General features: G+C 68.4%; 22 protein-coding genes. 1 reads left to right on the forward strand and 21 read right to left on the reverse strand.

Going from position 1 to position 23,745, the window contains the following annotated elements:
* Positions 1-35: 35 nt before the first annotated feature.
* The 14 genes from NQ038_RS05215 to NQ038_RS05285 all read right to left on the reverse strand — a co-directional run bounded on the left by NQ038_RS05215 (position 36) and on the right by NQ038_RS05285 (position 15,826).
* The gene (locus NQ038_RS05215; RefSeq protein ID WP_257047388.1) at positions 36-476 is read right to left on the reverse strand and encodes a hypothetical protein; all 441 of its coding nucleotides are present in this window, start codon (positions 474-476) and stop codon (positions 36-38) included.
* A 172-nt stretch (positions 477-648) separates the two neighbouring features.
* On the reverse strand, positions 649-4,347 hold the full coding sequence (gene smc / locus NQ038_RS05220; RefSeq protein WP_257057668.1) for a chromosome segregation protein SMC: 3,699 nt from the start codon (positions 4,345-4,347) through the stop codon (positions 649-651).
* A 7-nt stretch (positions 4,348-4,354) separates the two neighbouring features.
* The gene (locus tag NQ038_RS05225; protein ID WP_257047386.1) at positions 4,355-4,990 is read right to left on the reverse strand and encodes an isochorismatase family protein; all 636 of its coding nucleotides are present in this window, start codon (positions 4,988-4,990) and stop codon (positions 4,355-4,357) included.
* Between the two features lie 499 nt (positions 4,991-5,489).
* Entirely contained in the window at positions 5,490-6,401 is a 912-nt protein-coding gene (gene mutM / locus NQ038_RS05235; protein WP_257047384.1) for a bifunctional DNA-formamidopyrimidine glycosylase/DNA-(apurinic or apyrimidinic site) lyase, read from the reverse strand.
* Between the two features lie 36 nt (positions 6,402-6,437).
* Positions 6,438-7,142, reverse strand: a complete 705-nt coding sequence (gene rnc / locus NQ038_RS05240; RefSeq protein ID WP_257047383.1) for a ribonuclease III — start codon at positions 7,140-7,142, stop codon at positions 6,438-6,440.
* Between the two features lie 21 nt (positions 7,143-7,163).
* Positions 7,164-7,367, reverse strand: coding sequence for a 50S ribosomal protein L32 (gene rpmF / locus NQ038_RS05245; protein WP_257047381.1), 204 nt, complete (start codon positions 7,365-7,367; stop codon positions 7,164-7,166).
* A 2-nt stretch (positions 7,368-7,369) separates the two neighbouring features.
* The gene (locus NQ038_RS05250) at positions 7,370-7,888 is read right to left on the reverse strand and encodes a DUF177 domain-containing protein (RefSeq protein ID WP_257047380.1); all 519 of its coding nucleotides are present in this window, start codon (positions 7,886-7,888) and stop codon (positions 7,370-7,372) included.
* A 177-nt stretch (positions 7,889-8,065) separates the two neighbouring features.
* Complete coding sequence (locus NQ038_RS05255) at positions 8,066-8,302, reverse strand: hypothetical protein (RefSeq protein WP_257047379.1); 237 nt, start codon at positions 8,300-8,302, stop codon at positions 8,066-8,068.
* A gap of 49 nt (positions 8,303-8,351) precedes the next feature.
* Positions 8,352-9,536, reverse strand: a complete 1,185-nt coding sequence (locus NQ038_RS05260) for an MFS transporter (RefSeq protein ID WP_257057670.1) — start codon at positions 9,534-9,536, stop codon at positions 8,352-8,354.
* Positions 9,537-9,538: 2 nt separating this feature from the next.
* Positions 9,539-10,105 carry a pantetheine-phosphate adenylyltransferase gene (gene coaD / locus NQ038_RS05265; protein ID WP_257047377.1) on the reverse strand — a complete coding sequence of 189 codons (567 nt, stop codon included), beginning with the start codon at positions 10,103-10,105 and terminating at the stop codon, positions 9,539-9,541.
* 25 nt (positions 10,106-10,130) lie between these two features.
* Positions 10,131-10,685 (reverse strand): 16S rRNA (guanine(966)-N(2))-methyltransferase RsmD, encoded by a 555-nt coding sequence (gene rsmD / locus NQ038_RS05270; protein WP_306427748.1) that lies wholly within the window; start codon positions 10,683-10,685, stop codon positions 10,131-10,133.
* Positions 10,685-12,895 carry an ATP-dependent DNA helicase RecG gene (locus NQ038_RS05275; protein ID WP_257047376.1) on the reverse strand — a complete coding sequence of 737 codons (2,211 nt, stop codon included), beginning with the start codon at positions 12,893-12,895 and terminating at the stop codon, positions 10,685-10,687. The genes rsmD and NQ038_RS05275 overlap by 1 nt, the downstream gene beginning before the upstream one ends.
* A gap of 6 nt (positions 12,896-12,901) precedes the next feature.
* Positions 12,902-14,656 carry a DAK2 domain-containing protein gene (locus NQ038_RS05280; RefSeq protein WP_257047375.1) on the reverse strand — a complete coding sequence of 585 codons (1,755 nt, stop codon included), beginning with the start codon at positions 14,654-14,656 and terminating at the stop codon, positions 12,902-12,904.
* A gap of 54 nt (positions 14,657-14,710) precedes the next feature.
* Positions 14,711-15,826: a thiamine-monophosphate kinase gene (locus NQ038_RS05285; protein WP_257047374.1), complete on the reverse strand. Its 1,116-nt coding sequence runs from the start codon at positions 15,824-15,826 to the stop codon at positions 14,711-14,713.
* A gap of 33 nt (positions 15,827-15,859) precedes the next feature.
* Between NQ038_RS05285 and NQ038_RS05290 the strand changes: the two genes are divergently transcribed.
* Positions 15,860-16,387, forward strand: coding sequence for a DUF3515 domain-containing protein (locus NQ038_RS05290; RefSeq protein WP_257047372.1), 528 nt, complete (start codon positions 15,860-15,862; stop codon positions 16,385-16,387).
* A 27-nt stretch (positions 16,388-16,414) separates the two neighbouring features.
* On the opposite strand, the gene NQ038_RS05295 is transcribed toward NQ038_RS05290, so the two are convergent.
* From NQ038_RS05295 to leuC, 7 genes are all read right to left on the reverse strand, one after another.
* Positions 16,415-17,515, reverse strand: a complete 1,101-nt coding sequence (locus tag NQ038_RS05295; RefSeq protein ID WP_257047371.1) for a D-alanine--D-alanine ligase family protein — start codon at positions 17,513-17,515, stop codon at positions 16,415-16,417.
* A gap of 33 nt (positions 17,516-17,548) precedes the next feature.
* Entirely contained in the window at positions 17,549-18,091 is a 543-nt protein-coding gene (locus NQ038_RS05300; RefSeq protein ID WP_257047370.1) for a YbhB/YbcL family Raf kinase inhibitor-like protein, read from the reverse strand.
* Positions 18,092-18,218: 127 nt separating this feature from the next.
* On the reverse strand, positions 18,219-19,223 hold the full coding sequence (locus tag NQ038_RS05305; protein WP_257047369.1) for an NAD(P)H-dependent glycerol-3-phosphate dehydrogenase: 1,005 nt from the start codon (positions 19,221-19,223) through the stop codon (positions 18,219-18,221).
* Positions 19,224-19,292: 69 nt separating this feature from the next.
* Positions 19,293-20,099 (reverse strand): 1-acyl-sn-glycerol-3-phosphate acyltransferase, encoded by an 807-nt coding sequence (locus tag NQ038_RS05310; RefSeq protein WP_257047367.1) that lies wholly within the window; start codon positions 20,097-20,099, stop codon positions 19,293-19,295.
* Positions 20,096-21,415 (reverse strand): UDP-N-acetylglucosamine 1-carboxyvinyltransferase, encoded by a 1,320-nt coding sequence (gene murA, locus NQ038_RS05315; protein WP_257047366.1) that lies wholly within the window; start codon positions 21,413-21,415, stop codon positions 20,096-20,098. Before murA ends, NQ038_RS05310 begins: the two co-directional genes overlap by 4 nt.
* A 72-nt stretch (positions 21,416-21,487) precedes the next feature.
* Positions 21,488-22,087, reverse strand: coding sequence for a 3-isopropylmalate dehydratase small subunit (gene leuD / locus NQ038_RS05320; protein WP_257047365.1), 600 nt, complete (start codon positions 22,085-22,087; stop codon positions 21,488-21,490).
* A gap of 21 nt (positions 22,088-22,108) precedes the next feature.
* Positions 22,109-23,608, reverse strand: a complete 1,500-nt coding sequence (leuC, locus tag NQ038_RS05325; RefSeq protein ID WP_257047363.1) for a 3-isopropylmalate dehydratase large subunit — start codon at positions 23,606-23,608, stop codon at positions 22,109-22,111.
* Between the last annotated feature and the right edge of the window lie 137 nt (positions 23,609-23,745).

Below are 23,745 nucleotides of genomic sequence, written 5' to 3' on the forward strand. Positions count from 1 at the left end.
TGCCGGTGCCCGGCGGCACGCGGTGGAACCGTCGGCTACCGGAACAGCAGGTTGAGGGTGGTGCGCAGACCGGTACCGCCCTTGGGGACCTTCCAGTGCCGGGTGCGCGGGCGCAGCGTCGCCAGGGGCGGGGCCGCATGACGGCGCGGCTGCGGATAGAGGATATATGAGTGATGGGCCAGGTCACCCGCCGCCGCCTGTTCCCTGGTCGCCAGGTGGCTGGTGGCGTCGTCGGTCCCGAAGTAACCGTAGGCCTCGTCGTCATAGCCGGTCCATTCGCGTGGCAGCCGGAAATGTGGGGAGGCCGAGTCGGAGGGCTGGAGCCGGCCCTCCCGGCGCAGGGCCGGAACGGCGACCAGGAGCACAACGGCGATGCCGATGCCCACACAGACGACCAGGCCGATCAACATGACCAGCACCCCGCCCACTCCCAGGACCGCCGGACCGTCTTCGGCCAGGGCTGCGGTGACGACCACTGAGGCTCCTTCCCGGGCGGCCCGAACCAGACTGCCGGGGTCGCTTTGGCTAATGCACAACGCGAATCATTCTAACCGGATGATCTTGTCAGATCCGGCGTATTCGTGTAGACGTCGGCAACATTCCGATAACGTATCCGATGTCACCCTCCCTGAACTGGGCCGTTGCTTATCACACCGACTGTGACTTCGATCGCTGCTCGTCATCGGCCCGCTTGACCAGGCGCTGCGAGATCACCGTGGAGATGCCATCGGCGCCCATCGTCACGCCGTAGAGCGCGTCGGCGATCTCCATCGTGCGGTTCTGGTGGGTGATGACGATGAGCTGACTGGACTCCTGGAGTTCTTCGAACACCGTGAGCAGGCGTTGCAGGTTCACATCGTCCAGCGCCGCCTCGACCTCGTCCATCACGTAGAAGGGGCTGGGGCGGGCCTTGAAGATGGCCACCAGCAGCGCAATGGCCACCAGCGAGCGCTCTCCGCCGGAGAGCAACGACAGGCGTTTGACCCGCTTGCCGGCGGGCCGGGCGTGGACCTCCACGCCACAGGCCAGCAGGTCTTCCGGGTCCGTCAGCGTCAGCGATCCCTCGCCGCCGGGGAACAGCCTGGCGAAGATCCGCTCGAATTCCCTGGCGGTGTCCGCGAAGGCCGCGGCGAAGGCCTCTTTGACGTGCTCGTCGACCTGTTCGACCAATTTGAGCAGTTCCGCCCTGGTCGATTCGATGTCGCCCAGTTGGGATTCCAGGAAGTCGTGGCGTTCCTTCAGCGCCGCGTACTCTTCCAGGGCCAGCGGGTTGACCTCCCCGATCGCCTTGAGTTCCCGCTGCGCGGCCTTGCGGCTCTTCTCGACCTCGGCGCGCACGAAGGGCTGCTCGGTCGATTCGCCGACCGGGACTGGCAGGTGCGGTCCGAACCTCTCGACCAGGTGTTCGACGCTTAAGCCCGTTTCCTCTTGGACCCGAGCGCTCAGTTCGGCCAGTTCGGCCTCGTAGCGTTCGCGCACCAGCCGGGCCTCGGCCTCCTCCTGGGTCTGTTTGGCCAGGCGCTCGGCCGCTGACTGCCGGGTGGTGCGCAGCTCTTCGAGATCCTCGCCCAGCGCACTGCGGGACTGCTTGGCCCGGTCCAGATCCGTTTCCGCCTTCGCCTGCGCGGCCGCCAACAGATCGCGCAGGCCCGTGGCAGCTGTGACGATCCGACCTGCGCGCTCACGGGAGACGCGAGCGCGTTCGGCGTCTTCTGCCACCTGTTGCGCGGCGGCCCTGGCGTCCTCGGCCCGCCGTTGCAGGGCTGCGACGCGATCGCCCAGGAACTTCGCGCGGTCTCCGGCAGTGCGCACCGCGATGCGCGCCTCCATCAGCTGTTCGCCCAGGTGCGCGATGCCCGCGGAGAGCTCGTCGCGGACGGCGCTCAGCCGCTCCTCCTCCGTTTCCCCGGCGGCCGATTCCGGACCCGCATCGGAGTCCTCCGCAGCCCGATCCGCCTCCCGCTGTGCCTGCTGCGCGTCCAGTTCTTCCAGGGTCCGCTGGGCGTCCTCCAGATCCTGCTGGGCCCGAGTGCGCCGCTGGGTCAGGGTGGAGTGGCGTTCGTCGAGTTCCGCTCGGCGGGAGTCGAGTCGGCTTGCCGCGGTAGTGGCCGCCGCCAACTCCTGGGCGGCCGAGGCCCGTCTGACCTCCGCTGCGTGCTCGGCCTGCTGCGCCGTGCGGTGGGCGGCCTCGCGGTCGGCCACGACCGCTGAGAATTCCTCACGGCGAGCGCCCAATTGGTCCAGGGCCCTGCGTTTGCGCTCGAGATCGGCCTTGGTCCGTTCGAGTTCCCCCGCCGCGGCCAGGCGCGCGCCCTCGGCATCGACGCCCCGGGAGACGGCCGTGGCGGAGTACAGTTCCCCGTCCAGGGTCGCGTAGCGCATGTCCCGTTCGGCAGCCTGTTCCAGGTCCGCTTCCACGGCTCCCCCGGCCAGCAGCTCCAGAGCGGTCTGCGCATCGGCGACGACCTGCACGTCGGCCAGCAGGGTCTCCAGCAGGCGGCCGACGGCGGGATCCGAGCATGTCACCAGATCCAGGGCCGGGACGGGCCCCGGCCGGGCCGAGGTGGGGGCGGGCACTGTGCTGTCCGTTGGCTCTGCGGATTCGGCAGGCTCTGCCGGCCCTGTGGACTCCGCAGGGCCGCCGGGGCCGGCGATCAACACCTCGATCGCGGTGCCCGCGTCCAGAGCTTCGAGCAGACCTGCCGCCGTCTCCAGGTCGGCTGCGAGCACCGCCTGAGCTCCGGAGCCCAGCGCTGCGGTCACCGCCCGTTCGGCCCCGGGGGCGATCCGCAGCAGATCCCCCAGTGCGCGGTCCACGCCGGGCACGTTGAGCGCCAGCACATCGGCCAGGTGCGCAGGTGTCCTGGCGCCCTCCTGCAGGGCCTGGGCCCTGGCTCCGGCCGCTGCCAGCAGACGCCCGGCCGATTGCACGCGGGTGTCCAGTTCGGCCAGGTCCCGCCGCGCCGTGGCCAGATCCTCGGCGGTCTGTTCTGCGGCCTCACTCAGACCGGTCCCGGAATCGTTCAGATCCGCGACCCTGGCGCGGACCCGGTCGGCAAGTTCCTTGGCCCGGCGGTGTTCGTCGGCCAGGTTCGCAGCCTGGGCATCCAGGTCCGCGAGGTCCGCGGCGGTTCGCTCAAGTTCGTTCTGTGCGGATTCGATGGTGTTCTCGGCCCTGGCCCGGCGTTCGACCAGCTGTGACTGGGCTGCCCGCAGTTCGCCCAGTCGGGCCTCGGTATCCGTCAGCCTGGCCTGGGCCGCGTCCTTCTGCGCCGTAAGTTCGTCTACCTGGGCCTGGCGCTTCTGACTCAGCTTGACCGCCTCGGCCTGTTCTGCCGCATAGCGTTTGGCCTTCGCCAGAGTGGCCTCCGGGGTCTCGCCCTGCTCCGGTGCCACCGGGGCGCGATCGAAGAAGCTAATCCGGTCCTCGGCCCGTTGGGCCAGCGCACGCGCCCGGGCGGCCGCACCGTCGAGGTCGCGCACCAGCGCGGTCAGGTCCTCGGCCCTGGTCTCGAGTTTCGCCAGGTCCGCGGTGCCGGCTGAGATTCGGCGGTCGAGTTCGGCCAGTTCGAGTTGCAGTTCCTCTTTCGCCTTCGCCGCGACCTGCGGTGAGGTCCCGGCTTCCAGCTTGGCGCTGAGCCTGACCACGTCGTCGGCGGCCAGCCGGGCCTCGGCGTCGCGCAGCACCGCTTGCACGCCCTGGGCGCGTTTGGCCGCCTGCGCCTGCCGGCCCAGGGGTTCGAGCTGATCGGACAGTTCGGCGCGCAGGTCGTTCACCCGGTCGAGGTTCGCCTGCAGGCCGGTGAGTTTGCGCAGGGCCTTGTCCTTGCGGCGGCGGTGTTTGAGGACGCCGGCCGCCTCTTCGATGAAGCCGCGCCGGTCAAAGGGGTCGGCGTGGAGGATCTCGTCGAGCCGCCCCTGGCCCACGATGACGTGCATCTCCTTGCCCAGGCCGGAGTCGTTGAGCAGTTCCTGGATGTCGAGCAGGCGCGCGGGGCTGCCGTTGATCGAGTACTCGCTGCCGCCGGAGCGGAACAGGGTGCGGGTGATGGTGACTTCCGTGTAGTCGATCGGGATGGCGCCGTCGGTGTTGTCGATCGTCAGCGACACCTCGGCGCGGCCCAGCGGTTGGCGTTTGCCGGTGCCGGCGAAGATGACGTCCTCCATCTTCGAACCGCGCAGGTTCTTCGCGCCCTGTTCGCCCATCACCCAGGCCAGGGCGTCGACGACATTCGATTTGCCCGACCCGTTGGGGCCCACCACGCAGGTGATTCCGGGTTCGAGTTCCATCCGGGTGGCCGAGGCGAAGCTCTTGAACCCGCGCAGGGTCAACGTCTTGAGAAACATGGTGGGTTCAGTTTATCGGTTGGCCCTCGCTCAGCAGGGCTCCGGCGGTGCGCATCTCCTCCAGTGCCGCCGCCGAGGTCTCCGGTGCCACCCCGGCGATCAGGCCGGTGAGCAGCCGCACGCTGAACCCCGCGGCGAGGGCGTCGAGCACGCTGGCCCGCACGCAATGGTCCGTGGCGATCCCAACCACGTCAACGGCCTCGACCCCGGCCTCGTGCAGCACGGCGGTCAGGCCCCGGCCGTCGGCCGTCCGACCTTCGAAGGCGGAGTAGGCGGGCACGCCCATGCCCTTGAGCACGTGCACGTCGATGGCCGCCGTGGCCAGGGCCGGATGGTAGTCCGCGCCCGAGGTCCCCTGCACACAGTGCACGGGCCAGGTCGTGGAGAAGTCGGGGGCCTCGTCCGGCGCTGCGAAGTGCCCGCCGTTGTCGTTGCCGGCTTCGTGCCAGTCGCGCGAGGCCGCGATCAGGGCATAGGGCGCCTGGGCTGAATTGCCAGTGGTAAAGTCCCGGGGTCGGTGCGCGGCCAACAACGCCGCCACGTCCTGGGCCACGGCGGAACCTCCGGCGACACCCAGGGCGCCGCCCTCGCAGAAGTCGTTCTGCACATCGACGATCAACAGTGCTCTGCTCGTGTGGCTCATGGGTACAAGCCTATTGCGCGCGGGGCCAGCCGACCAGGGTCGCGATCATTAAAAAAGATAGCAAAAGACCACTATGCTGGCAGCGAAGATCCCACCTGGATTTTATGAATAGGTTCAGACATGCGCATATTATACTTAGCAATTGGACTACTGCTTGTGATCATTGGAATCGCGCTATCAGTTCTTGGATACTTTCTGAACTCCAACATGAGCACATCCGGAGCGAATATCGGAGCCGGCATACTCGTGCTGGCTGGAATATCCGTAACGACGATCGGCACGATTCTGATACTGAGCTGGGCGGTATTGCAGGTGATTTCCTTGAAAAAGGCGCGACGGACTGGTCCCGATGAGGTATAGCCTCTTTCGTTCCGATGGCGAGACCAGTCAGGTGTCAGTAATGGTGACGGGCCTACAGGATCACGAGATCCTCGTCGGCGACTAAATAAACGAGCCGGCGCTCATCGGTGATCCGTCGTGACCGCCTTTGTCCAGGGCCCTAGCGCTGCGGGCGCTGGCAGGTAGGACAGAAGTGGGTGCTGCGCCCACCCACTACGATTCGCTTGAGCGGGGTCCCGCACCGGGCGCACGGCTGGCCCTCGCGCCCATAGGCCTGCAGGGACCTGGCGAAGTAGCCGGATTCCCCATTGACGTTGACGTACAGATCGTCGAAGCTGGTGCCGCCGACCTCCAGCGCCCGGGCCATCACCTCGCGCGCGGCCTCGACCACGCGCACGACCCGGGAGATCCGCAGCCTATCGGCCAGGGCCAACGGATGGACTGATGCGGCGAACAGGGCCTCGTCGGCGTAGATATTGCCGATTCCGCTGAGCACCGATTGGTCCAGCAGAGCCGTTTTGATCGCCGTGTGCTTGCGTGCCAGGACCCGGGCCACGGCCTGCGGCTCGAACCCCGGTTCGAAGGGGTCGGGGGCGATGCGGGAGGCACTGAGCGCAACGGGCCGCGGCCGGCCCGCCGATGCGCCCCAGTTGGCCATTCCCGGCACGATCGGTTCAACGCCCAGATGGCCGAAGATCCGCTGGTCGATGAACCGCAGTTCGACATCACCGTTGCCGGGCGCGTGCAGGTCCATGATCGCCCTGGTGTGTTTGTGCACGGGGTCACCGGGCTGGTGGATGCGGAACTGCCCGCTCATCCCCAGGTGCACGGCCAGGGCCCGGTCTCCATCCAGCAGCGGCAGCCACATGAACTTGCCGCGGCGCTGCGCTCCGGTGAGCGTGGCCTCGGCCAGGTCAGCGGCGAACAGGATTCCCGCGCCGGCGGGGATGTCCCTGCGGGAGGTGGTGCCGAGGATCCGCTCGTCGAGCACGCGCACGCGCTGCACATGGGCGCCGGCCACCCAGCCGGCCAGGCCACGGCGGACGGATTCTACTTCGGGGAGTTCGGGCATGTCTCGGAGGTGTCGGGGGCAGGGCCGTGCGCCGGCTCAGCGATCCCAGCTCGGATGCAGGCGGACGATCTCCTTAACCGCGATTTCAGCGGCGACCAGTTCCGCGGCCTTCTTCGAGGTCCCCTCTCCGGAGCCCCAGGAGCGTTCACCGGTGAAAGCGGTGGCGGTGTAGACCCTGGCATGATCGGGCCCGCGGCCCTCCAAGGTGTAGGTGACCGACCCCAGTTCCAGGTCGGCCGCGGCCTCCTGCAGGGTAGTCTTGTAGTCCATTCCGGAACCGAGCACCACGGCATCGCGGATGCTGTCGTCGATCAGCCGGTGGACCAGGTCGAAAGCGGACTGTCTGCCGCAGGAGACGTAGCAGGCACCGATGATGGCCTCGACGGTGTCGGCCAGGATCGAGTCCTTATCGCGCCCACCGGTCAGGTCCTCGCCCTTGCCCAGGAGCAGGAAATCGCCGATCCCGTGTTCGCGCGCATGCCCGGCCAGGGCACGGGTGTTGACCACAGAGGCGCGTTTCTTGCTCAGTTTGCCCTCAGGCAGGTCCGGATTGCCGAAGAACAGCGATTCGGTGGACACCAACTGCAGCACGGAGTCGCCCAGGAACTCCAGGCGCTCGTTGGTAGGGATGCCGCCGTGTTCGAAGGCGTAGGACCGGTGCGTCAGGGCAAGACGAAGCGTCTCGGCGTCGATATCGACGCCGAGACGCTCGTTGAGTTCAGTCAGAGACTGCTCATGCAATGGAGGTAACCTCTGGATCGCTCAGATGTCGGCGACCTTGCGGCCCTTGTACTCCAGGAACAGGGGGGTTCCAGCGGAGTCTTCGACAACGCGGGCCTGGTGGGGGCGCGAGTACACAACGCGACCGTTCTCCACAGTCTTGACCAGGGTCGGAGCCTGAGCCTTCCACTGCGAACGACGGTGGCGGGTGTTGCTGCGCGACAATTTACGCTTCGGAACAGCCACGTCTAGCTCTCTTTCTCTTCAGACAACAATGTTTCCAGTTTAGACCAGCGCGGATCGGATTCGCCTTCCGGTTCGAAGTCGACTCCGGTGGTGAAGGTGAAATCGCCATCGTCATCCGTCTTCAGCGGCCTAAACGGCAAGCTCATCACCACTGCGTCACGAAGAGCGGGTTCCAGGTCGATCCGGCCGCGTTCCACGGCATAGGATTCCTCGTCTTCCGGGTCACGCTCGTAGACGAAGAGCTCGTTGAGCGGGACGTCGAGGTCCAGCTCCAGTTCTTCGAGCGTCCGGGCATCCTGCCCCTTGGCCACAGCCTTGACGGTGCCGGTGACATAAATGCCCTCGACCACGCTTTCCAGCTGCAGCGCAAGCTGCATGGGGTCCCCGGCCGGAATCCCGATCATTTCGATCCGCAGGTCCTGCGGCGCGGCAACGGTCTTCTCCAGCTTGAGCCATTCCCCCGGCTTGTCCAGCAGGTTCATGCTCCGCAGGTCGAGTTCGAGTTCAGAATGCTTGTTCATCTCTCTTCACTCCCCTCCGTCTTACCTTCGATTTCCGTGCAGCACACGCACTGACACGCAAGCAACAAGTCTATCAACTGGGGGTGTACTGCGCTAGTTCGCCCCAAGCGCAGCACATGTGACCTTGGGTACAGCACCTGTGCAGAGCATGCGGGCGCACCCAGGACACCACGCACATCACCTGGTGCGGATGAACACCAGGACGCCGTAGGCCGCACTCAGGCCGGCCAGCATGGAGCCCGCGAAGCGCAGCACGCCGGCCACGGTGGGCCAGGCGCCCGGCAGTCCCGCCAACCACAGGGAACCGCCGAGGACCACCAGGCCGATGCCGAAGGCGACGAGCGGCCAGCGCAGTGCACGGGCACGCGTGCGCCGCGCAGGCTGCGGGGACCTCGGTTCCGGAGAAGACTTCACACCCCCAGTCTACGGGTGCGCAAGTGGTACCACCGAAAAGGCATGGCCCTCAGTCCCGCCGGCCCCGCACCGCATTGCTCAGCGTGGCGGCGGCACTGGCCACCAGCAGACCGCCGCTCATCACGAAGATCGCGGCCACGCCCACCGAGGCGCTCAGCGCCGAGGCCGCCAGTGGGAACGCCACCTGGCTCAGCCGGTTGCCGGCCAGGCGCAGCGACATCACGGCACCGCGGTTGGCGGCATCGGCCAGGGAGGACACCAGGGTCATCGTCAGCGGCTGGGTCATCCCGAAGGCGAACCCGCTGAGCACCATCATGAGCGCCAGGGGCCAGACCTGTGGGAACACCGGAATCGCGAACACACACAGGCCAGCCAGCAGACTGGCGGTCCACAGCAGCCGCAACAACCCCACCGTGTGCGTGAGCTGGGTGGTGAACAGCCTGGCCACGATCGTGGCCAGGGTGCGCACCGTGAGCAACAGGGTCACGGCCTCGACCGAGATCCCATGGGTCTGGCCCAGCACCGGCAGGTAGGCGCTCATCAGGTCGATCGCGGCCAGGGTCGACATGGACGCCAGGATCGCCGGCTTCATCCCGTGCAGTCCCAGCAGGGTGATGGGCGAGAGCGCCGCGGCCTTCGCCATCTCGCGGGAGACCCGCGGCATCCGGGGCCTGCACATGATGCCGAACATGCACGGAATCGCCAAGGCCCCGAAGGCGCACATCACCCACATGCCGCGCACCGGGTCGACGTGGGCGCCTGACAGGCCGCCGCCGGCCACCAGGCCCGCGATCGGCATGCCCAGGGTCTGCCCGATGGACACGCCCAGGGTCAGCGAGCCGAACCGGGCGGTCAGATCACCGGCGGGGAAACTCGAGGGGATGACGGCCTGCGAGCCGACGGTCATCAGCAGCTGGCCGGTGCCCAGGCCCACCGCCGCGACGGCCACGCCCGCGATCGACGGGCTCAGGGCCGCGCCGGCCACACTCACGGTGGACAGCACGGTGCCCAACCACAGCACGGGGATGACGAAGCCGCGATCGACCTTGCGCCCGATGTAGATCGCCAGGAACAGCGGCACGATCGAATAGACGCTCGTCAGGATGCCGACGGCCGCGGAGCCACCACCCAGTTCCAGCGCCCGGTAGCTCATCAACACCTTGGTGGCGTTGAAGATCCCGTGCATGAAGATGGTGTGCAGGACCAGGAAGAAGAACCATCCGGGACGGAACACCCTCAGCTCCGCTTCGCGCCGGCGCTGCAGGCTTCAGCGGCACCGTCGGCGCCACCGGGCTGCGCTTGCTGCGACTGCTGTGCGCGCCGTGCGGTCAGCTCGGCCAGGACCATCTCCGGAACCATCCCGGCCACGTCCCCGCCCAACGCGGAAACCTCGCGGATGAGCGAGGAGGACACGTGCTCATAGGCGGGATCGCCCGGCACGAAAACCGTCTCGATGTTCTTCAAGTGCCGGTTCATATGCGCCATCGGCAGTTCGTAGGCGTAGTCGGTGCCCGAGCGCAGTCCCTTGACCACGGCTCCCGCACCGATCCGCTCGCAGTAGTCGACCAGCAGGCCGCCGGGCACATCGTCGATCGTGATGTTGTCCACTCCGGCGAACCGGGGGTCGGCGGCCAGGCCCGCGCGGATGAACTCGATGCGCTGGGCCAGGGGGAAGTGGCCGGTCTTCGAGGGATTGTGCACAACCGCGATGACGACGTGCTCGAACATCCGCGCCGCCCGCAGGGCGATGTCGATGTGGCCCACCGTCACGGGATCGTAGGAACCGGGGCAGACGACCTTCATGCGTCGTTCATCTCCTTTGTGGATTTCACTTCTTCTCCAGCCACCACAGTGCCGTCTCACCGTGCGTCTTGTGTTTGAACACCTGCAGGTCCTCCGGCAGCGTGGGTTCGGGCGAGCGCGTGGAGCGCTCCAGCACCACCAGGCTGGACGCATCGCGCAGCAGCGGCACCAGGGCAGCGAGCACCTGGGTCACCTGGGCCTCCGTCAGCGGGTACGGCGGATCGGCGAACACCAGGTCGGTCTCGCCTGGCTCGATCTGTCCCAGCGCCGCGGGTGCGGTCCCGGTGATGAGCCTGGTGCGCTCGGCCACGCCCAGATCCGCGATATTCGCCGCCACCACGGCCGAGGCGGACCGCGCCTTCTCGACGAAGGCCGCGTGGGCCGCACCCCGGCTCAGGGCCTCCAGGCCCAGCGCACCGGAGCCTGCGAACACGTCGAGCACCCGGGCGCCATCGAGCATGCCGAGGGCCTCGAGCGAGGCGAACAGGGATTCGCGCACCCGGTCCGAGGTGGGCCGGGTGGCCGAACCACCGGGTGTGCGGATACGGCGGCCGGACAGGCTGCCCGCGACGATGCGCATCAGGAGACCTCCATCCAGGTTTCGTCGGCGTCGAGGATCTGCCGGTCGACGTGTGCGCGCAGGGCGGGGAAGGACTCCAGGGTGGGGTCCTCGTCGACCAGGGCGAAGGCGTCGGCGCGCGCGGCCAGCACCAGGTTCTCGTCCTTGATCACCGATAGGTATTTCAGGCTGGTGCGCAGGCCCGACTGGCTCAGGCCCAGCACATCGCCCTCGCGCCGGGTCTCCACGTCGAAGGTGGCCAGGGCGAAGCCGTCCAGGGTCCCTGCCACGGTGTCCAGCCGTTCCCTGGCGGGGTCGTCTGGCGGGCGGTGGGTGGCGAAGAAGCAGATCGCCTCGCGGCCGTCGCGGCCGATCCTCCCGCGCAGCTGGTGCAGCTGGGCGACTCCGAACATCTCCGCGTCCATAATGGCCATGCAGGTGGCGTTGGGGACGTCGACGCCCACCTCGATGACGGTGGTGGCGACCAGCACATCGGTATCGCCCGCGACGAAGGCCGCCATCGCCGCATCCTTGTCCTCCGGCGTCATCCGGCCGTGCAGGATGCCGATGCGCGCTGCGCGCGTCCCGCCTCCGGGTGTTGGGATCGCGCACAGTTCGGGCCGGGCCGCCAGGGCCGCAGCCGTGTCCTCGACGCCGGGCAACACTCCGCCCGGGGCCAGGCCGGTCTCGTCCGCCTTCGAATCGATCCGGCCGACGACGGTGAACACCTGCTGGCCCGCGGCGATGCGTTCGGCCATCACCTGGTACATGCGCTCATACCAGCGGGGGTGCTCGGCGCCGACGACGAAGGTTTTGATCCGCTTGGGCCCACCCGGCAGTTCATCGAGCACACTGACGTCCAAGTCCCCGAACACCGTCATCGCGACCGTGCGCGGAATGGGCGTGGCCGTCATCACCAGCATGTGAGGGACCCCCTCCCCGCCCTTGGTGCGCAGGGCCTCGCGCTGGCGCACCCCGAAGCGGTGCTGTTCGTCGACGACCACCAGGCCCAGTTCGGCGAATACGGTCTTCTCACTCATCAGCGCATGCGTGCCCACCACGATGTCGACCTCGCCCGAGGCCACGGCCAGCGCCACCTTGCGGCGCCGGGCCGCGGGCAGGGAGCCGGTGATCAGTTCGATCCGCACCCCATCGGGGTCCCCTGACAGCGTGCCGTCGTTCACGCGGGAGCCCAGCAGGGAGCGCAGGGAGTTGTAGTGCTGGGCGGCCAGCACCTCGGTCGGGGCGACCAGAGCGGCCTGCTTGCCGGAGTCCACCGCCTGCAGCATGGCCCGCAGGGCCACCAGGGTCTTGCCCGATCCGACGTCGCCGTGCAGCAGCCGGTTCATCGGCCGGCTGCGCAGCAGGTCGGCAGAGATCTCCGTGCCAACGCGGATCTGCGAGCGCGTCAGGGTGAAGTCGAGTTCGGCGTCGAAGGTGTCGAGGTGACCGCCGATGGCGCCGGCCAGGGCGATGGCGGACTGCTCCTCGAAACGCCTGCGCCGGCTGGCCAGTTCGGCCTGCAGGGACAGTGCCTCCTCGAACTTCAGCGCGTGGATCGCCTGCTCGGGCTGATCGGCCTCAGCGGGGTCGTGCAGGTACTGCAGCACGGTCCGGAAGTCCGGCAGGCCGTGTGCGGTGCGGATGCGCTGCGGCACGACGTCGGCGAAGCACTCCTGCGGGGCCGCGGCCAACAGCACCTTCGTCAGCCGCTGGATCCGGTTGCTGGCGATCCTGGCATTCGCCCGGTAGATCGGGATGGGCTTGGTGATGGCCCCTGGAGCGTATTCCTCCGAACCGTCCTGGGTGATGAACTTCGGGTTCTGCAACTGGGGACTGCCGCGGAACTGTTCGACCTTGCCCGCGATCAGCACGAAAGAGTCGATCGCATCCGCAGCCTTCTTCTCCATCCACTTCTGGTTGAAGAAGGTCGCCGAGATCGTCGCCTCCCCGTCGCTGAGGCGCAGCCTGGTCATATGCATCATGCGCGGGCCCCTGGAGCGCTGATTCGGTTTGCTCCACGAATCGGCATCGGTCACGCGCACGTAGAGGACCGCCTCCTGGCCCACTTCCAGCTCCCTGATCCGGGTGGCCTGGCCGGGGAAGATATAGCGGCGCGGCAGATTGCGGAAGACGTCGTGGATCGTCACCAGGCCCAGGGATTCGAGGTCCTTGAGGTCTTTGCGGGAGGTGATGAAGTCTTTCAGGAGCGGTTCGCGCGCGCTACTCATCAGCCCTCATTCCGCCGCGAGTTCCGCACACAGGCGGCTGGAGCGGCTCTCGACGACGTCGACGATGGCCTCGGGGTAGGCATCCTGCAGGTGGGCCCGGGCGGCGGCCAGGGCAGCAGGCGGCAGGGAGGTGCCGGTGACCAGGGTCAGCAGTTCGGCATCCGGGGCCAGCGCGTCGATGAGCCCCAGCAGTGCCGATACGGAGTCCTCGTAGACCGAGCGGACCCGGCCCACCTGGACGAACATGACCTCGTCGGGGGCCAGCGCGGGTTCTGCGGCATCCGCCGCACCCGGCAGCGAGGTCCCCGCCGGCCATCCGGACCCGCGGACGACCTGGCGCCCGGCGGCCCGGCCCGAGCGGACCACGGACCCACAGGACAGGGAGTCGACGACATCGGCCATATCCGCGGCCACTGCGGCCGGACCCGCGGCCGGGTCGTAGACGGCCAGGGCCGCGAACACCTGGGCCTGGTTGAGGGCGGGAACCAGTAGAACGTCGGTGTGCAGCGCGAGTTCGTGCAGGGCCACATGGCTGGCGGCGTCATGGGACACGACGACGGCAGGACCCTCCTCACCGGTCTCCCCCGGCACTGCCGAGGCGCCCGACTCGTCCGGCCCGGGGGCTGCGGACGCCTCGCCATCGTCTGCCGCCGGATCCGGGGTCGGGCTCAGTCCCGCTGCGAGTTCGGCCACCAGTGCCTCGTAACCGGGCAGGGCCGCATTGACGGCCACCGCCTCGGCCACGGCAGCGGCGAACAGCGAGCCGATGCCTGCTACGGTGACCAGCACCGTAGTGCGCCGCCGGGGGCCACCGCTGACCGTGAGGTCCTCGACGCGCAGCTGCGCGATGCCCAATGACTTGCAGGAGCGCAGCGCCTCCAGCGCGGAGGACGTGTCCGGCACGTGGACGTGGACCTTGGGCCAGGACACCACGATCGAGGTGCCACCGGCGGCTTTGAGCACGCGTTTGACATGACGGGCGCGGTCGCGTTTATCGGCGAGGAAGAAAACGAGCTCGTAGCCGGTCTCCCCCGCCCGGGCCTCCGGACGTTCGACGGTCACGCCGTCCAGTGCCTCCTGCCGCAGCCGACGGCCCGCCATGGCCTGTTCGGTCATCGTGGCCCCGGCCGGGTCGCGCCCGGTGGCCGTGAGGTAGAGCAGGTCGAACAGTTCGACGATGCCCGAGGAACCCGCATCGACCACATCGGCCTCCGAGAGCACATCGAGCTGGCCGGTGGTCTCCAACAGGGCCTGCTGGCTGCGGGTGCGCACCGCGGCGATCAGTTCGATGAGGTCGGCCCCTGCGTCGGCCTGTTCCCTGGCGCATTCGGCCATGGCGTGCAGGACCGTGAGCATGGTCCCGTCCACCGGATCGGCGATCGCCTCCGCTGCGCGGTCGGCGGCCAGTTCCAGAGCGGCCGCGAAGGTCGCGGAGTCGAGTTCCGTGACACCGGCGAGTCCGTCGGCCACCCCACGCAATGCCACGGAGAGGATCAGCCCGGAATTGCCGCGGGCCCCGCGCAGGGCGCCATTGGCCATCGCCTCGACGACCTGGCCCAGTGTCACCTGGCCGGTCAGTCCCTCGACTGCGCGGTAGGCCGAGCGGACGGTGTGATAGAGATTGGTGCCGGTATCGCCGTCGGGGACGGGGAAGACGTTGAGCGCGTCGATGTCGGTGCGCTCGCGCCGCATCCGTTCGACGATCCGCCTGGCCCAGCGGGCCGCCAAGCGACCGCCGAGCCGCTCGGGGTCCATGCTCATCCCGCCCTCCTTCGAGCCGTTGTGGGTCCGTCCTCGTCGTTGCAACAGCCGCGGCTAGGCGAAGTGTCTGAACGCCCCATCGGCAACCGCCGCCCCGGCCAGGTGAATGCCGAGGGCGCCGCCGGCATCCGGTGCGCCGGCCTCGACCGCCCGCCTGGTCACCGTGCCGATCGCCTCCCACTTTACCGGAGCCCGGTTCGCACCCGTGCCGGGCAGGGTGGGCGCGGTCACCAGGAAACCGTGGTCCTCTCCCCCGGTGAGCACCCAGTGGCGGGCCAGGTCCAGGGCCGGCGCCCCATCGGCGCGCAGTGCGCGAGCCGCGGGCAGGAGAGGCCGGGACAAGCGGTCGATGGCGTCCGGATCGAGGTCGATGACGACCTGCGAGGCCCGGGCGATGCGGCCCAGATCGCCCACCATCCCGTCCGAGGCGTCGATCCCGGCATGGGCCCACCCAGGCAGCCGCGCGGCCGCAGCATAGTCCGGCCGCGGCCCCAGTTGCACCGCCAGGGCCAGGTCCAGGTCCGGGTCCTCTCCGGGGCGCACCCCGGCCAGCAGCAGGTCGAGGCCCGCGGCGGCGAAGCCCACGGTGCCGGCCAGATAGACGGTGTCGCCCGGCCGGGCACCGCTCCGGCGCAGCGGCGGGGTGGAGCGCGGGTAGTCCCCGAGCGCGGTGATGGAGACGATGAGCTCCCCGGCCGCGCCGATATCGCCTCCGAGCACTCCGGTGCCGGCCCGCGCGCACTCGGCGAGCAGGCCGGCGTAGAACTCCTCGATCCGCTCAGATTCGGTGTCGCCCGGCAGTCCGAGGGAGACCAACAGTCCGTGGGGGCGCGCGCCCATGGCGAACACGTCCGCGAGGTTCTGCGCAGCCGCCTTGACCCCCAGGCGGTACCAGCCGCCCGGAGTGGTGCCGGCCGCCCGGCGGAGGCCGGCGCCCGGGCAGAGTGCATCGGGAAGTTCGCCGAGGTCCAGCCAAGCGGGCAGAAAGTCCTGTCCTGCCACGAGCATGTCGGTGGTGCTCGCCAGGGCGCCGGCGGGGTGGGTCACGGCGGCATCATCGCCTGGACCCACCGCCGCCGGATGGTTCAGGGCAGCGGCGGGCGCGCGATCGAGCGTATCGGTGATGAGGCGCAGCAGAGCGGTTTCGCCCAGCCGGTGCAGGGTGGCCATGGGCCCACGCTAGCAGGCGGATAAACTGCGGGTATGCGCAGATACACGGGTTGGACTCTGGCGGCCGCGAGCGTGGGGCTCGGACTGGTCCTCAGCGGGTGCACCGACACTCTGGTCGTCGAATCGGCGCCGCATCCGGAGGATCCGGCCTGCGCGAACACCATGCTCAGCCTGCCCGATGTGGTCGGCGACTTCCATCGCCGCGACACCTCCAGCCAGGCCACCGGCGCCTGGGGCGATCCCTCGGCGGCGGTGTTCAAGTGCGGGATGGACGTCCCGGCGCCCACCACCGATCCCTGCGTCAGCGTCAGCGGGGTCGACTGGATCTCCACGCAGCAGGACGAGAAGACCTGGCGTTTCGTGACCTACAACCGCAAACCGGCGGCCGAAGTCCTGGTCGACCCCACGCGGATGCCCGGCGCCACCGCACTGGCGGCCCTGGCCGATGCCGTGGGCAAGCTGCCCGAATCCGCTCGGTCCTGTGTCGCGGCCAAGGACCTCGACGAGTCCGGTACCCCGCAGGTCAGTGGTACGGCGACGCCGCCGGCGACACGCCCTTAAGGGACGCATCGCCGGCTGTTCCCGTCCTCAGCGGGTGCGGTCGCGCAGGGCGATCGCGATCAGCCGGTTCAGCAGCTCCGGGAACTCAACGCCCGTGCGCGCCCACATCATCGGATAGGCGGAGCTGGGGGTGAAGCCCGGCAGGGTGTTGAGCTCGTTGACCAGCACGCTACCGTCGTCGAGCACGAAGGTGTCGACCCGGGCCAGGCCCGAGCCCTCGAAGGCCTGGAAGGTCTTGCGGGCGACCCGGCGGACCTCCTCGGTCACGGCCTCTGGCAGTTCGGCCGGGCAGGTCACCTGGGAGGCGCCGTCGAGGTACTTCGCCTCGAAATCGTAGAACTCGTGTTCGGCCCCGAAGGTGATCTCCGAGGGCCAGCTGGTCGCGGGTTCGGTGTCGTGGAAGGAGCCCAGCACCGCGCATTCGACCTCGCGGGCGACGACTCCCGGTTCCACGATCACCTTCGTGTCGTGGGCGAAGGCCGCGGTGAAGGCCGCAGCCAGCCCGGAGGCGTCGTGGACCTTCGAGATCCCCACCGAGGAGCCCGCGCGGGCGGGCTTGACGAAGGCGGGGAAGCCCTGGGCGATCACCGCATCGTGTGCCGCCTGGGCGTCCGCGGTGTATTCGTCCTGCCGGATCGTCACCCACGGGGTGGTGGGGATCCCGGCCGCGGTCAACACGACCTTCGTGAAGTGCTTGTCCATCGCCGCGGCCGAACCGAACACGCCGGGGCCGACATACGCCGCTCCCATGAGTTCGAACAGGCCCTGCACCGTCCCGTCCTCCCCGTAGGGACCGTGCAGCAGGGGGAAGAACACGTCCACCGACCCCAGCCGACGGGTTGACCCGTCGGCGCGCCGTTCCACCAAGGGGTGGTCGGCGGAGGTCGGGGACACGAAGATGGCCGTCCCGTCGTCTTCGACTTCGGGCATCGCCTCCGCATCGAAGGCGAAGTCCTGCCAGTCGGGCACCAGTCGCCAGGTGCCCTCCCGGGTCACGCCGATCGGCAGGATCCGGTATGCGGCATCGTCCAGAGAGGACAGCACTCCGACGGCGCTGACGCAGCTGACGGAGTGTTCGGACGAGCGGCCACCGAACAGCACGGCGACCACGGGACGGTTATCAGGCATGTTTCCTTATTTCGTTGACGGAGTGGCGGGGGTTCACGCCTCGACTTCGAACGTGGTCTCCAGCCACGCCCGGCCGATGCTCTTGAAGAAGATGTTGAAGCCGACGAAGGCCGGCGAGGAATCCTCGGGCAGGTTCAGGGGCTCGCTGAGCGCGTGCACGATGAAGAAGTAACGGTGCGGGCCGTGTCCGGCCGGCGGAGCCGCGCCGACGAAGCGCGGTTCGCCCGCGTCGTTGCGGAACACGGAGACCCCTGCCGGCAGCAGGTCCGCAGCCGGATTGCCGGCGTTCGTGGGAAGTTCGGTCACCGTCCCTGGGATGTCGGCGACGACCCAGTGCCAGAAGCCGGATCCGGTGGGCGCATCGGGGTCGTAGCAGGTCACGGCGAAGGCTTTGGTCTCCTCCGGGAAGTCCGTCCAGGACAGCTGGGGCGATTCGTCCCGGCCGCCGGAGATCCCCATCGAGCCTGATGCCTGGGCCAGGGCCAGTGGTGCGCCCTCGGCCACATCGGTGCTGGTGACGGTGAAGCGCGGAACGTCGTTCAGGCGGGCGAAGGGCGAGTTCAACTGTTCGCTCATGATTCCTCCTCGGATTTCGGTATGCGTTGCACGGGGCGTATCCCACACTACAGGTGCGCGTCCGCTGCGGGTCGGGCCCTGCGGCCGGAGTGCGGCCCGGCGTTGGATGCGGACCGGGTCCGGCGAATCAGATCCGGGGATCCTCGACCTTGCGTTTGCGGGCCAGCAGCAGGGTGGCCATTTCGCCGACGCTGAGCTTCCCGGCCAGCACGCCCACGACCGCCTGCGCGATCGGCAGGTCGACACCGTGCTCGGCACCCAGGGCCAGCACGGCCTTGGCGCTCTTGACGCCCTCGGCAGTCTGCTTGGTCTTCGCCACCGCCTCCTCCAGGGTCAGTCCCTCTCCCAGCAGGCGGCCGAAGGACCGGTTGCGCGAAAGCGGGGAGGCGCAGGTGGCGACCAGGTCGCCCATCCCCGCCAGCCCGGACAGGGTGTGCGCCCGCCCACCCATGGCCAGGGCCAGGCGGGTCGTCTCCGCCAGGCCGCGAGTAATGATGGAGGCCTTGGAGTTATCGCCCAGGCCCTGCCCATCGGCCATGCCCACGGCCAGCGCGATGACGTTCTTGATCGCCCCGCCCAGCTCCACGCCCACCACATCGGTGTTCGTATAGGGCCGGAAGTAGGAGTTCGCGGAGATCTCGGCGACACGTTCGGCGACCTCACTGTCCTCGGCCGCGACGACGGTGGCCGTCGGCTGGCAGGCGGCGATCTCACGGGCCAGGTTCGGCCCGGAGACCACGGCGATCCGGCGCTTCGGCAGACCGGTGGCCTCGGCGACGACCTCCGTCATCCGCTTGCCCGTGCCGATCTCGATGCCCTTCATCAGGCTCACCACGATCGCATCCGGCCGGATGTGCCCGCCCCAGGCCGCAAGGTTCTCCCGCAGGCTCTGGGCCGGCACGGCCAGCACGACGATTTCGGCATCTGCCAGTGCCGCAGCCGGATCCGAGGTGGCGCTGAGATTCTCCGACAGTGTCACCCCCGGCAGATAGCCGGAGTTGGTGTGGGCGGAGTCGATCTCCGCGGCCACATCATCGCGTCTGGCCCAGATGGTGACGGGGTACCCGGCATCGCAGATGACCTGGGCGTACACCGTCCCCCAGGATCCGGCTCCCATGACCGCCGTCTTCACACCCGACTCCTTACACGTTTCGTCCGATAAGTGGAATAGGCCGCGATGGAGCGCGGCCTGCCGACTATTTTAGCCGTCCGCCCGATCCTCATCGGCCAGGCGGTGGTCGGTGGTGAACCGCGCGGGCAGTTCGACCCCGCGCAGACGGGCCAACAGCGCAGCCGTCTGATAGGTGATCTCATGGGTCAGCCGCGAGATCCCGTCGGGCACCCCGGCATACGGGGCGGGATCGATCCGCTCACCGTAGACCAGGTCCATCCGGCGGCCGAACTGCGGTTTGACGGCCTTGTTGTGCTTGGTCATCGTGTCCTGCAGTCCCCAGTGCGCGGCCGGCACCACGGGCGTCCCGGTCTCGATGGCCAGGCGCGCGGCCCCCGTGCGCGAGGGGTCGGGCCAGCCGTCGGGGTCGGCGGTGAGCGTGCCGCGCGGGAAGATCACGACGACCTCGCCGGCGGCCAGGGCCTTCTTGGCCGAGACCAGTGATTCCGCCGCCCCGGCGGAGCCGCGCAGCACGGGGATCTGCGCCAGCGGGCGCATGAACACGCCCAGGAACCCGGTGAACAGGGACGCCTTGGCCAGGAAGTGCGGCATCCGACCGTGGTGCCACAGGTCCAGCGACAGCAGCACAGGGTCGACCTTGCTCAGGTGCAGCCCCGCGACGATCACCGCACCGGAGTCGCCGACGTTCTCGAAGCCATGGCTGTGCGGCTTGCCCATGGTGCGAAACAGCGCGGTCAACGGGGGCGCCACGACGTGGGCGACCGAGCGCGAGCGGGCCAGCAGCTTCGGCGAGTAGTCGATCCCGGCGACCACCTCTTCCTCGTGCGCCCGCTTCCGCTGTTCCTTGGCGGCCCTGGCCGCGGCGTCCTTGCTCATACTTCCTCCACCCGGGCTCCCAGGCCCTGCAGTTTCATGTCGAAGTCCTCGTAGCCGCGGTTGATCAACTCGATCCCGCGCACCTCGCTGGTCCCCTCGGCGGCCAACGCGGCGATGACGTGGCTGAAGCCCCCGCGCAGGTCGGGCACGGTGATCGAGGTCCCGTGTAGGCGACTGGGCCCGGAGATCGCAGCGGAGTGCAGGAAGTTGCGCCGGCCGAATCGGCACGGCGTACCGCCGAGGCACTCGCGGTAGAGCTGGATCTGCGCGCCCATCTGCCCCAGCGCCTGGGTGAAGCCGAAACGGTTCTCGTACACCGTCTCGTGGATGATCGACAGGCCCCTGGCCTGGGTCAACGCCACCACCAGGGGCTGCTGCCAATCGGTCATGAAACCCGGGTGCACATCGGTCTCGAGGACGACGGAGTTCAGTTCGCCACCGGGGTGGCGGAAGCGGATGCCGTCCTCTTCGACGGTGAACGCCCCACCGATCTTGCGGAAGACGTTGAGGAAGGTGATCATGTCCTGCTGGTGCGCCCCGCGCACGAAGATGTCCCCGCCTGTGGCCAGGGCGGCCGAGGCCCAGGAGCCCGTCTCCATCCGGTCCGGCAGCGCACGGTGGGTATAGCCGGAAAGCGATTCGACGCCTTCGATCCGGATCACCCGCTCGGTGTCGACGGTGATGATCGCGCCCATCTTCTGCAGAACGGCGACCAGGTCCATGATCTCCGGTTCCACAGCGGCGTTCTTCAGCTCCGTGATGCCGTCGGCGCGCACTGCCGTCAGCAGCACCTGCTCGGTCGCCCCGACCGAGGGGTAGGGCAGTTTGACCTTGGTCCCGCGCAGGCGCTGCGGGGCCTCCAGCAGGATCCCGCCGGGGGTCTTGTCGACGCGCGCGCCGAACTTGCGCAGCACGTCGAGGTGGAAGTCGATCGGCCGGTCGCCGATCTTGCACCCACCCAAATCGGGGATGAACGCCCGGCCCAGGCGGTGCAGCAGCGGCCCACAGAACAGGATCGGGATGCGTGAGGACCCGGCGTGGGCGTCGATGTCGGCGATCGAACCCTGGGAGACGTTCGCGGGGTCCATCCGCAGCTCCCCATCGGCCCGACCGGCGTCCGGTCCCGAGGTCACCTCGACCCCGTGCAGGCCCAGCAGGCCGGTGACGACGTGGACGTCCTTGATATCGGGCACCGAACGCAGTACCGAGGGGGTGTCCCCCAGCAGCGAGGCGACCATGGCCTTGGGAACCAGGTTCTTGGCCCCGCGGACATCGACCTCGCCCGTCAGCGGTGTTCCGCCGTGGACTCGCAGCATGACCCTCCCATATGAGATCTGTGTAGGTTCGCACCGATCGGTGCGAACCTACAGAATCTTAACGGGTGTATATCAGAACTTCGCCGGAATGGTCTTGGGCTTGAACGACGGGCGGCGGGCCTCGAAGGCCGTGATCTCCGCTTCGTGCTGCAGAGTCAGCGAAATATCGTCCATTCCCTCCATCAGCCTCCAGCGCGTGAAGTCGTCCAGGGCGAAGGGCACGGTGACGGTATCGCAGCTGACGGTGCGCTGTACCAGGTCGACGGTGACATCGATGCCCGGGTTGTTGTCCATCACCTTCCACAGCAGTTCGACATCGGGCTGCTCGACCTGGCAGGTGACCAGGCCGTTCTTACCGGCGTTGCCCCGGAAGATGTCCGCGAAGCGGGCGGAGACGACCGCTTTGAAGCCGTAGTCGTGCAGGGCCCAGACAGCGTGCTCACGGCTCGAGCCCGTTCCGAAGTCGGGGCCGGCGACCAGCACCGAGGCGCCCTCGTAGGCGGGACGGTTGAGGATGAATTCCGGGTCCTCGCGCCAGCCGGCGAACAGGGCGTCCTCGAAACCGGTACGGGTCACGCGTTTGAGGTAGACGGCCGGAATGATCTGGTCGGTGTCGACATTCGAGCGGTGCAGCGGAACGCCGACGCCGGTATGGGTGGAAAACTTCTCCATGGTGGAACTCCCTTGTGGCTCTCAGGCGGACTTCTGGACGACGGTCAGCGGCAGCTGGGTGTGTGTTTCGCGCGGTTCGCGGGGCCGGTGGCTGTGGGCCACCAGTTCCGGATCTTTCTCCGGCAGGTCGGCCGGGCTGGACAGGGTGCCGCGCACGGCAGTGGCGGCGGCCACCAGCGGGCTGACCAGGTGGGTCCGTCCGCCCTTACCCTGCCTGCCCTCGAAGTTGCGGTTCGAGGTCGCAGCACAGCGCTCCCCCGGAGTCAGCTGATCGGGGTTCATGCCCAGGCACATCGAGCAGCCGGCGAAGCGCCATTCGGCGCCGAAGTCGGTGAAGACCCGGTCCAGGCCCTCTTCTTCGGCCTGTAGGCGGACCAGGGCGGAGGCCGGGACGACCATCATCCGCACGTCCGGATGCTTGACCTGCCCGCGCACCACCTCGGCGGCGGCGCGCAGGTCCTCGATCCGGCCGTTGGTGCACGAACCCAGGAAGACCGTGTCCACCTTGATCTCGCGCAGCGGGGTGCCCGGCGTCAGACCCATGTAGTCGATCGCGTTCTGGGCCGCCACCTTGGCGGATTCGTCGACGATCGCGGCGGGATCGGGCACCGTCGCGCTCAGCGGCAGCCCCTGCCCCGGATTGGTTCCCCAGGTCACGTAGGGCGAAATGTCCTCGGCCTGCAGGGTGACCTCGGCGTCGAAGACCGCGTCGTCGTCGGTTTTCAGCGTCTTCCAGTATGCGACCGCGGCGTCCCAGTCCTCGCCCTGCGGGGCGTGCGGCCGGCCGTTGACGTAGTCGAAGGTCGTCTGGTCGGGGGCGACCATACCGGCCCTGGCACCTGCCTCGATGGACATATTGCAGATCGTCATCCGCGCTTCCATCGACAGCTTGCGAATCGCCTCGCCGCGGTACTCCAGGACGTAGCCCTGTCCGCCACCGGTGCCGATCTTGGCGATGATCGCCAGGATGATGTCCTTGGCGACCGAGCCCTCGGGCAGTTCACCCTCGATGTTGATCGCCATCGTCTTGAAGGGCTTGAGGCTCAGCGTCTGCGTGGCCATGACGTGTTCGACCTCGGAGGTGCCGATGCCGAAGGCCAGCGCGCCGAAGGCCCCGTGGGTCGAGGTGTGCGAATCCCCGCAGACCACCGTCATACCCGGCTGAGTCAGGCCCAGCTGGGGGCCGACCTGGTGGACGATGCCCTGCTGCATATCGCCCAGCGAATGCAGGCGCACGCCGAATTCGCGCGCATTGGTGCGCAGCGTTTCGATCTGGGTGCGGCTCGTCAGGTCCGCGATCGGCTTGTCGATGTCCCAGGTGGGGGTGTTGTGGTCCTCCGTCGCCAGGTGCTGGTCGACGCGGCGCAGCTTGCGTCCTGCCAGGCGCAGGCCCTCGAAGGCCTGCGGGCTGGTGACCTCGTGGAGGAGCTGCAGATCGATGTAGATGAGGTCCGGTGAGCCGTCCTCGCCGGCCACAACGACGTGATCGGCCCACACTTTCTCTGCCAGGGTCTTGCCCATTGCCCACACTTCCTTTGTCTTGAGCCTGAAGGGAATCAGCGGTTGCGGCGGTCGGGGTGAGACCGCCATCTGCCACTATTTTAGGTGCGGGTTTTCGCATTCCGGACTTGCATCTTGGATTGTGAGACCACAAAATA

The organism is Brevibacterium sp. 50QC2O2 (assembly GCF_024580675.1).
Taxonomy (GTDB): Bacteria; Actinomycetota; Actinomycetes; order Actinomycetales; family Brevibacteriaceae; genus Brevibacterium; species Brevibacterium moorei.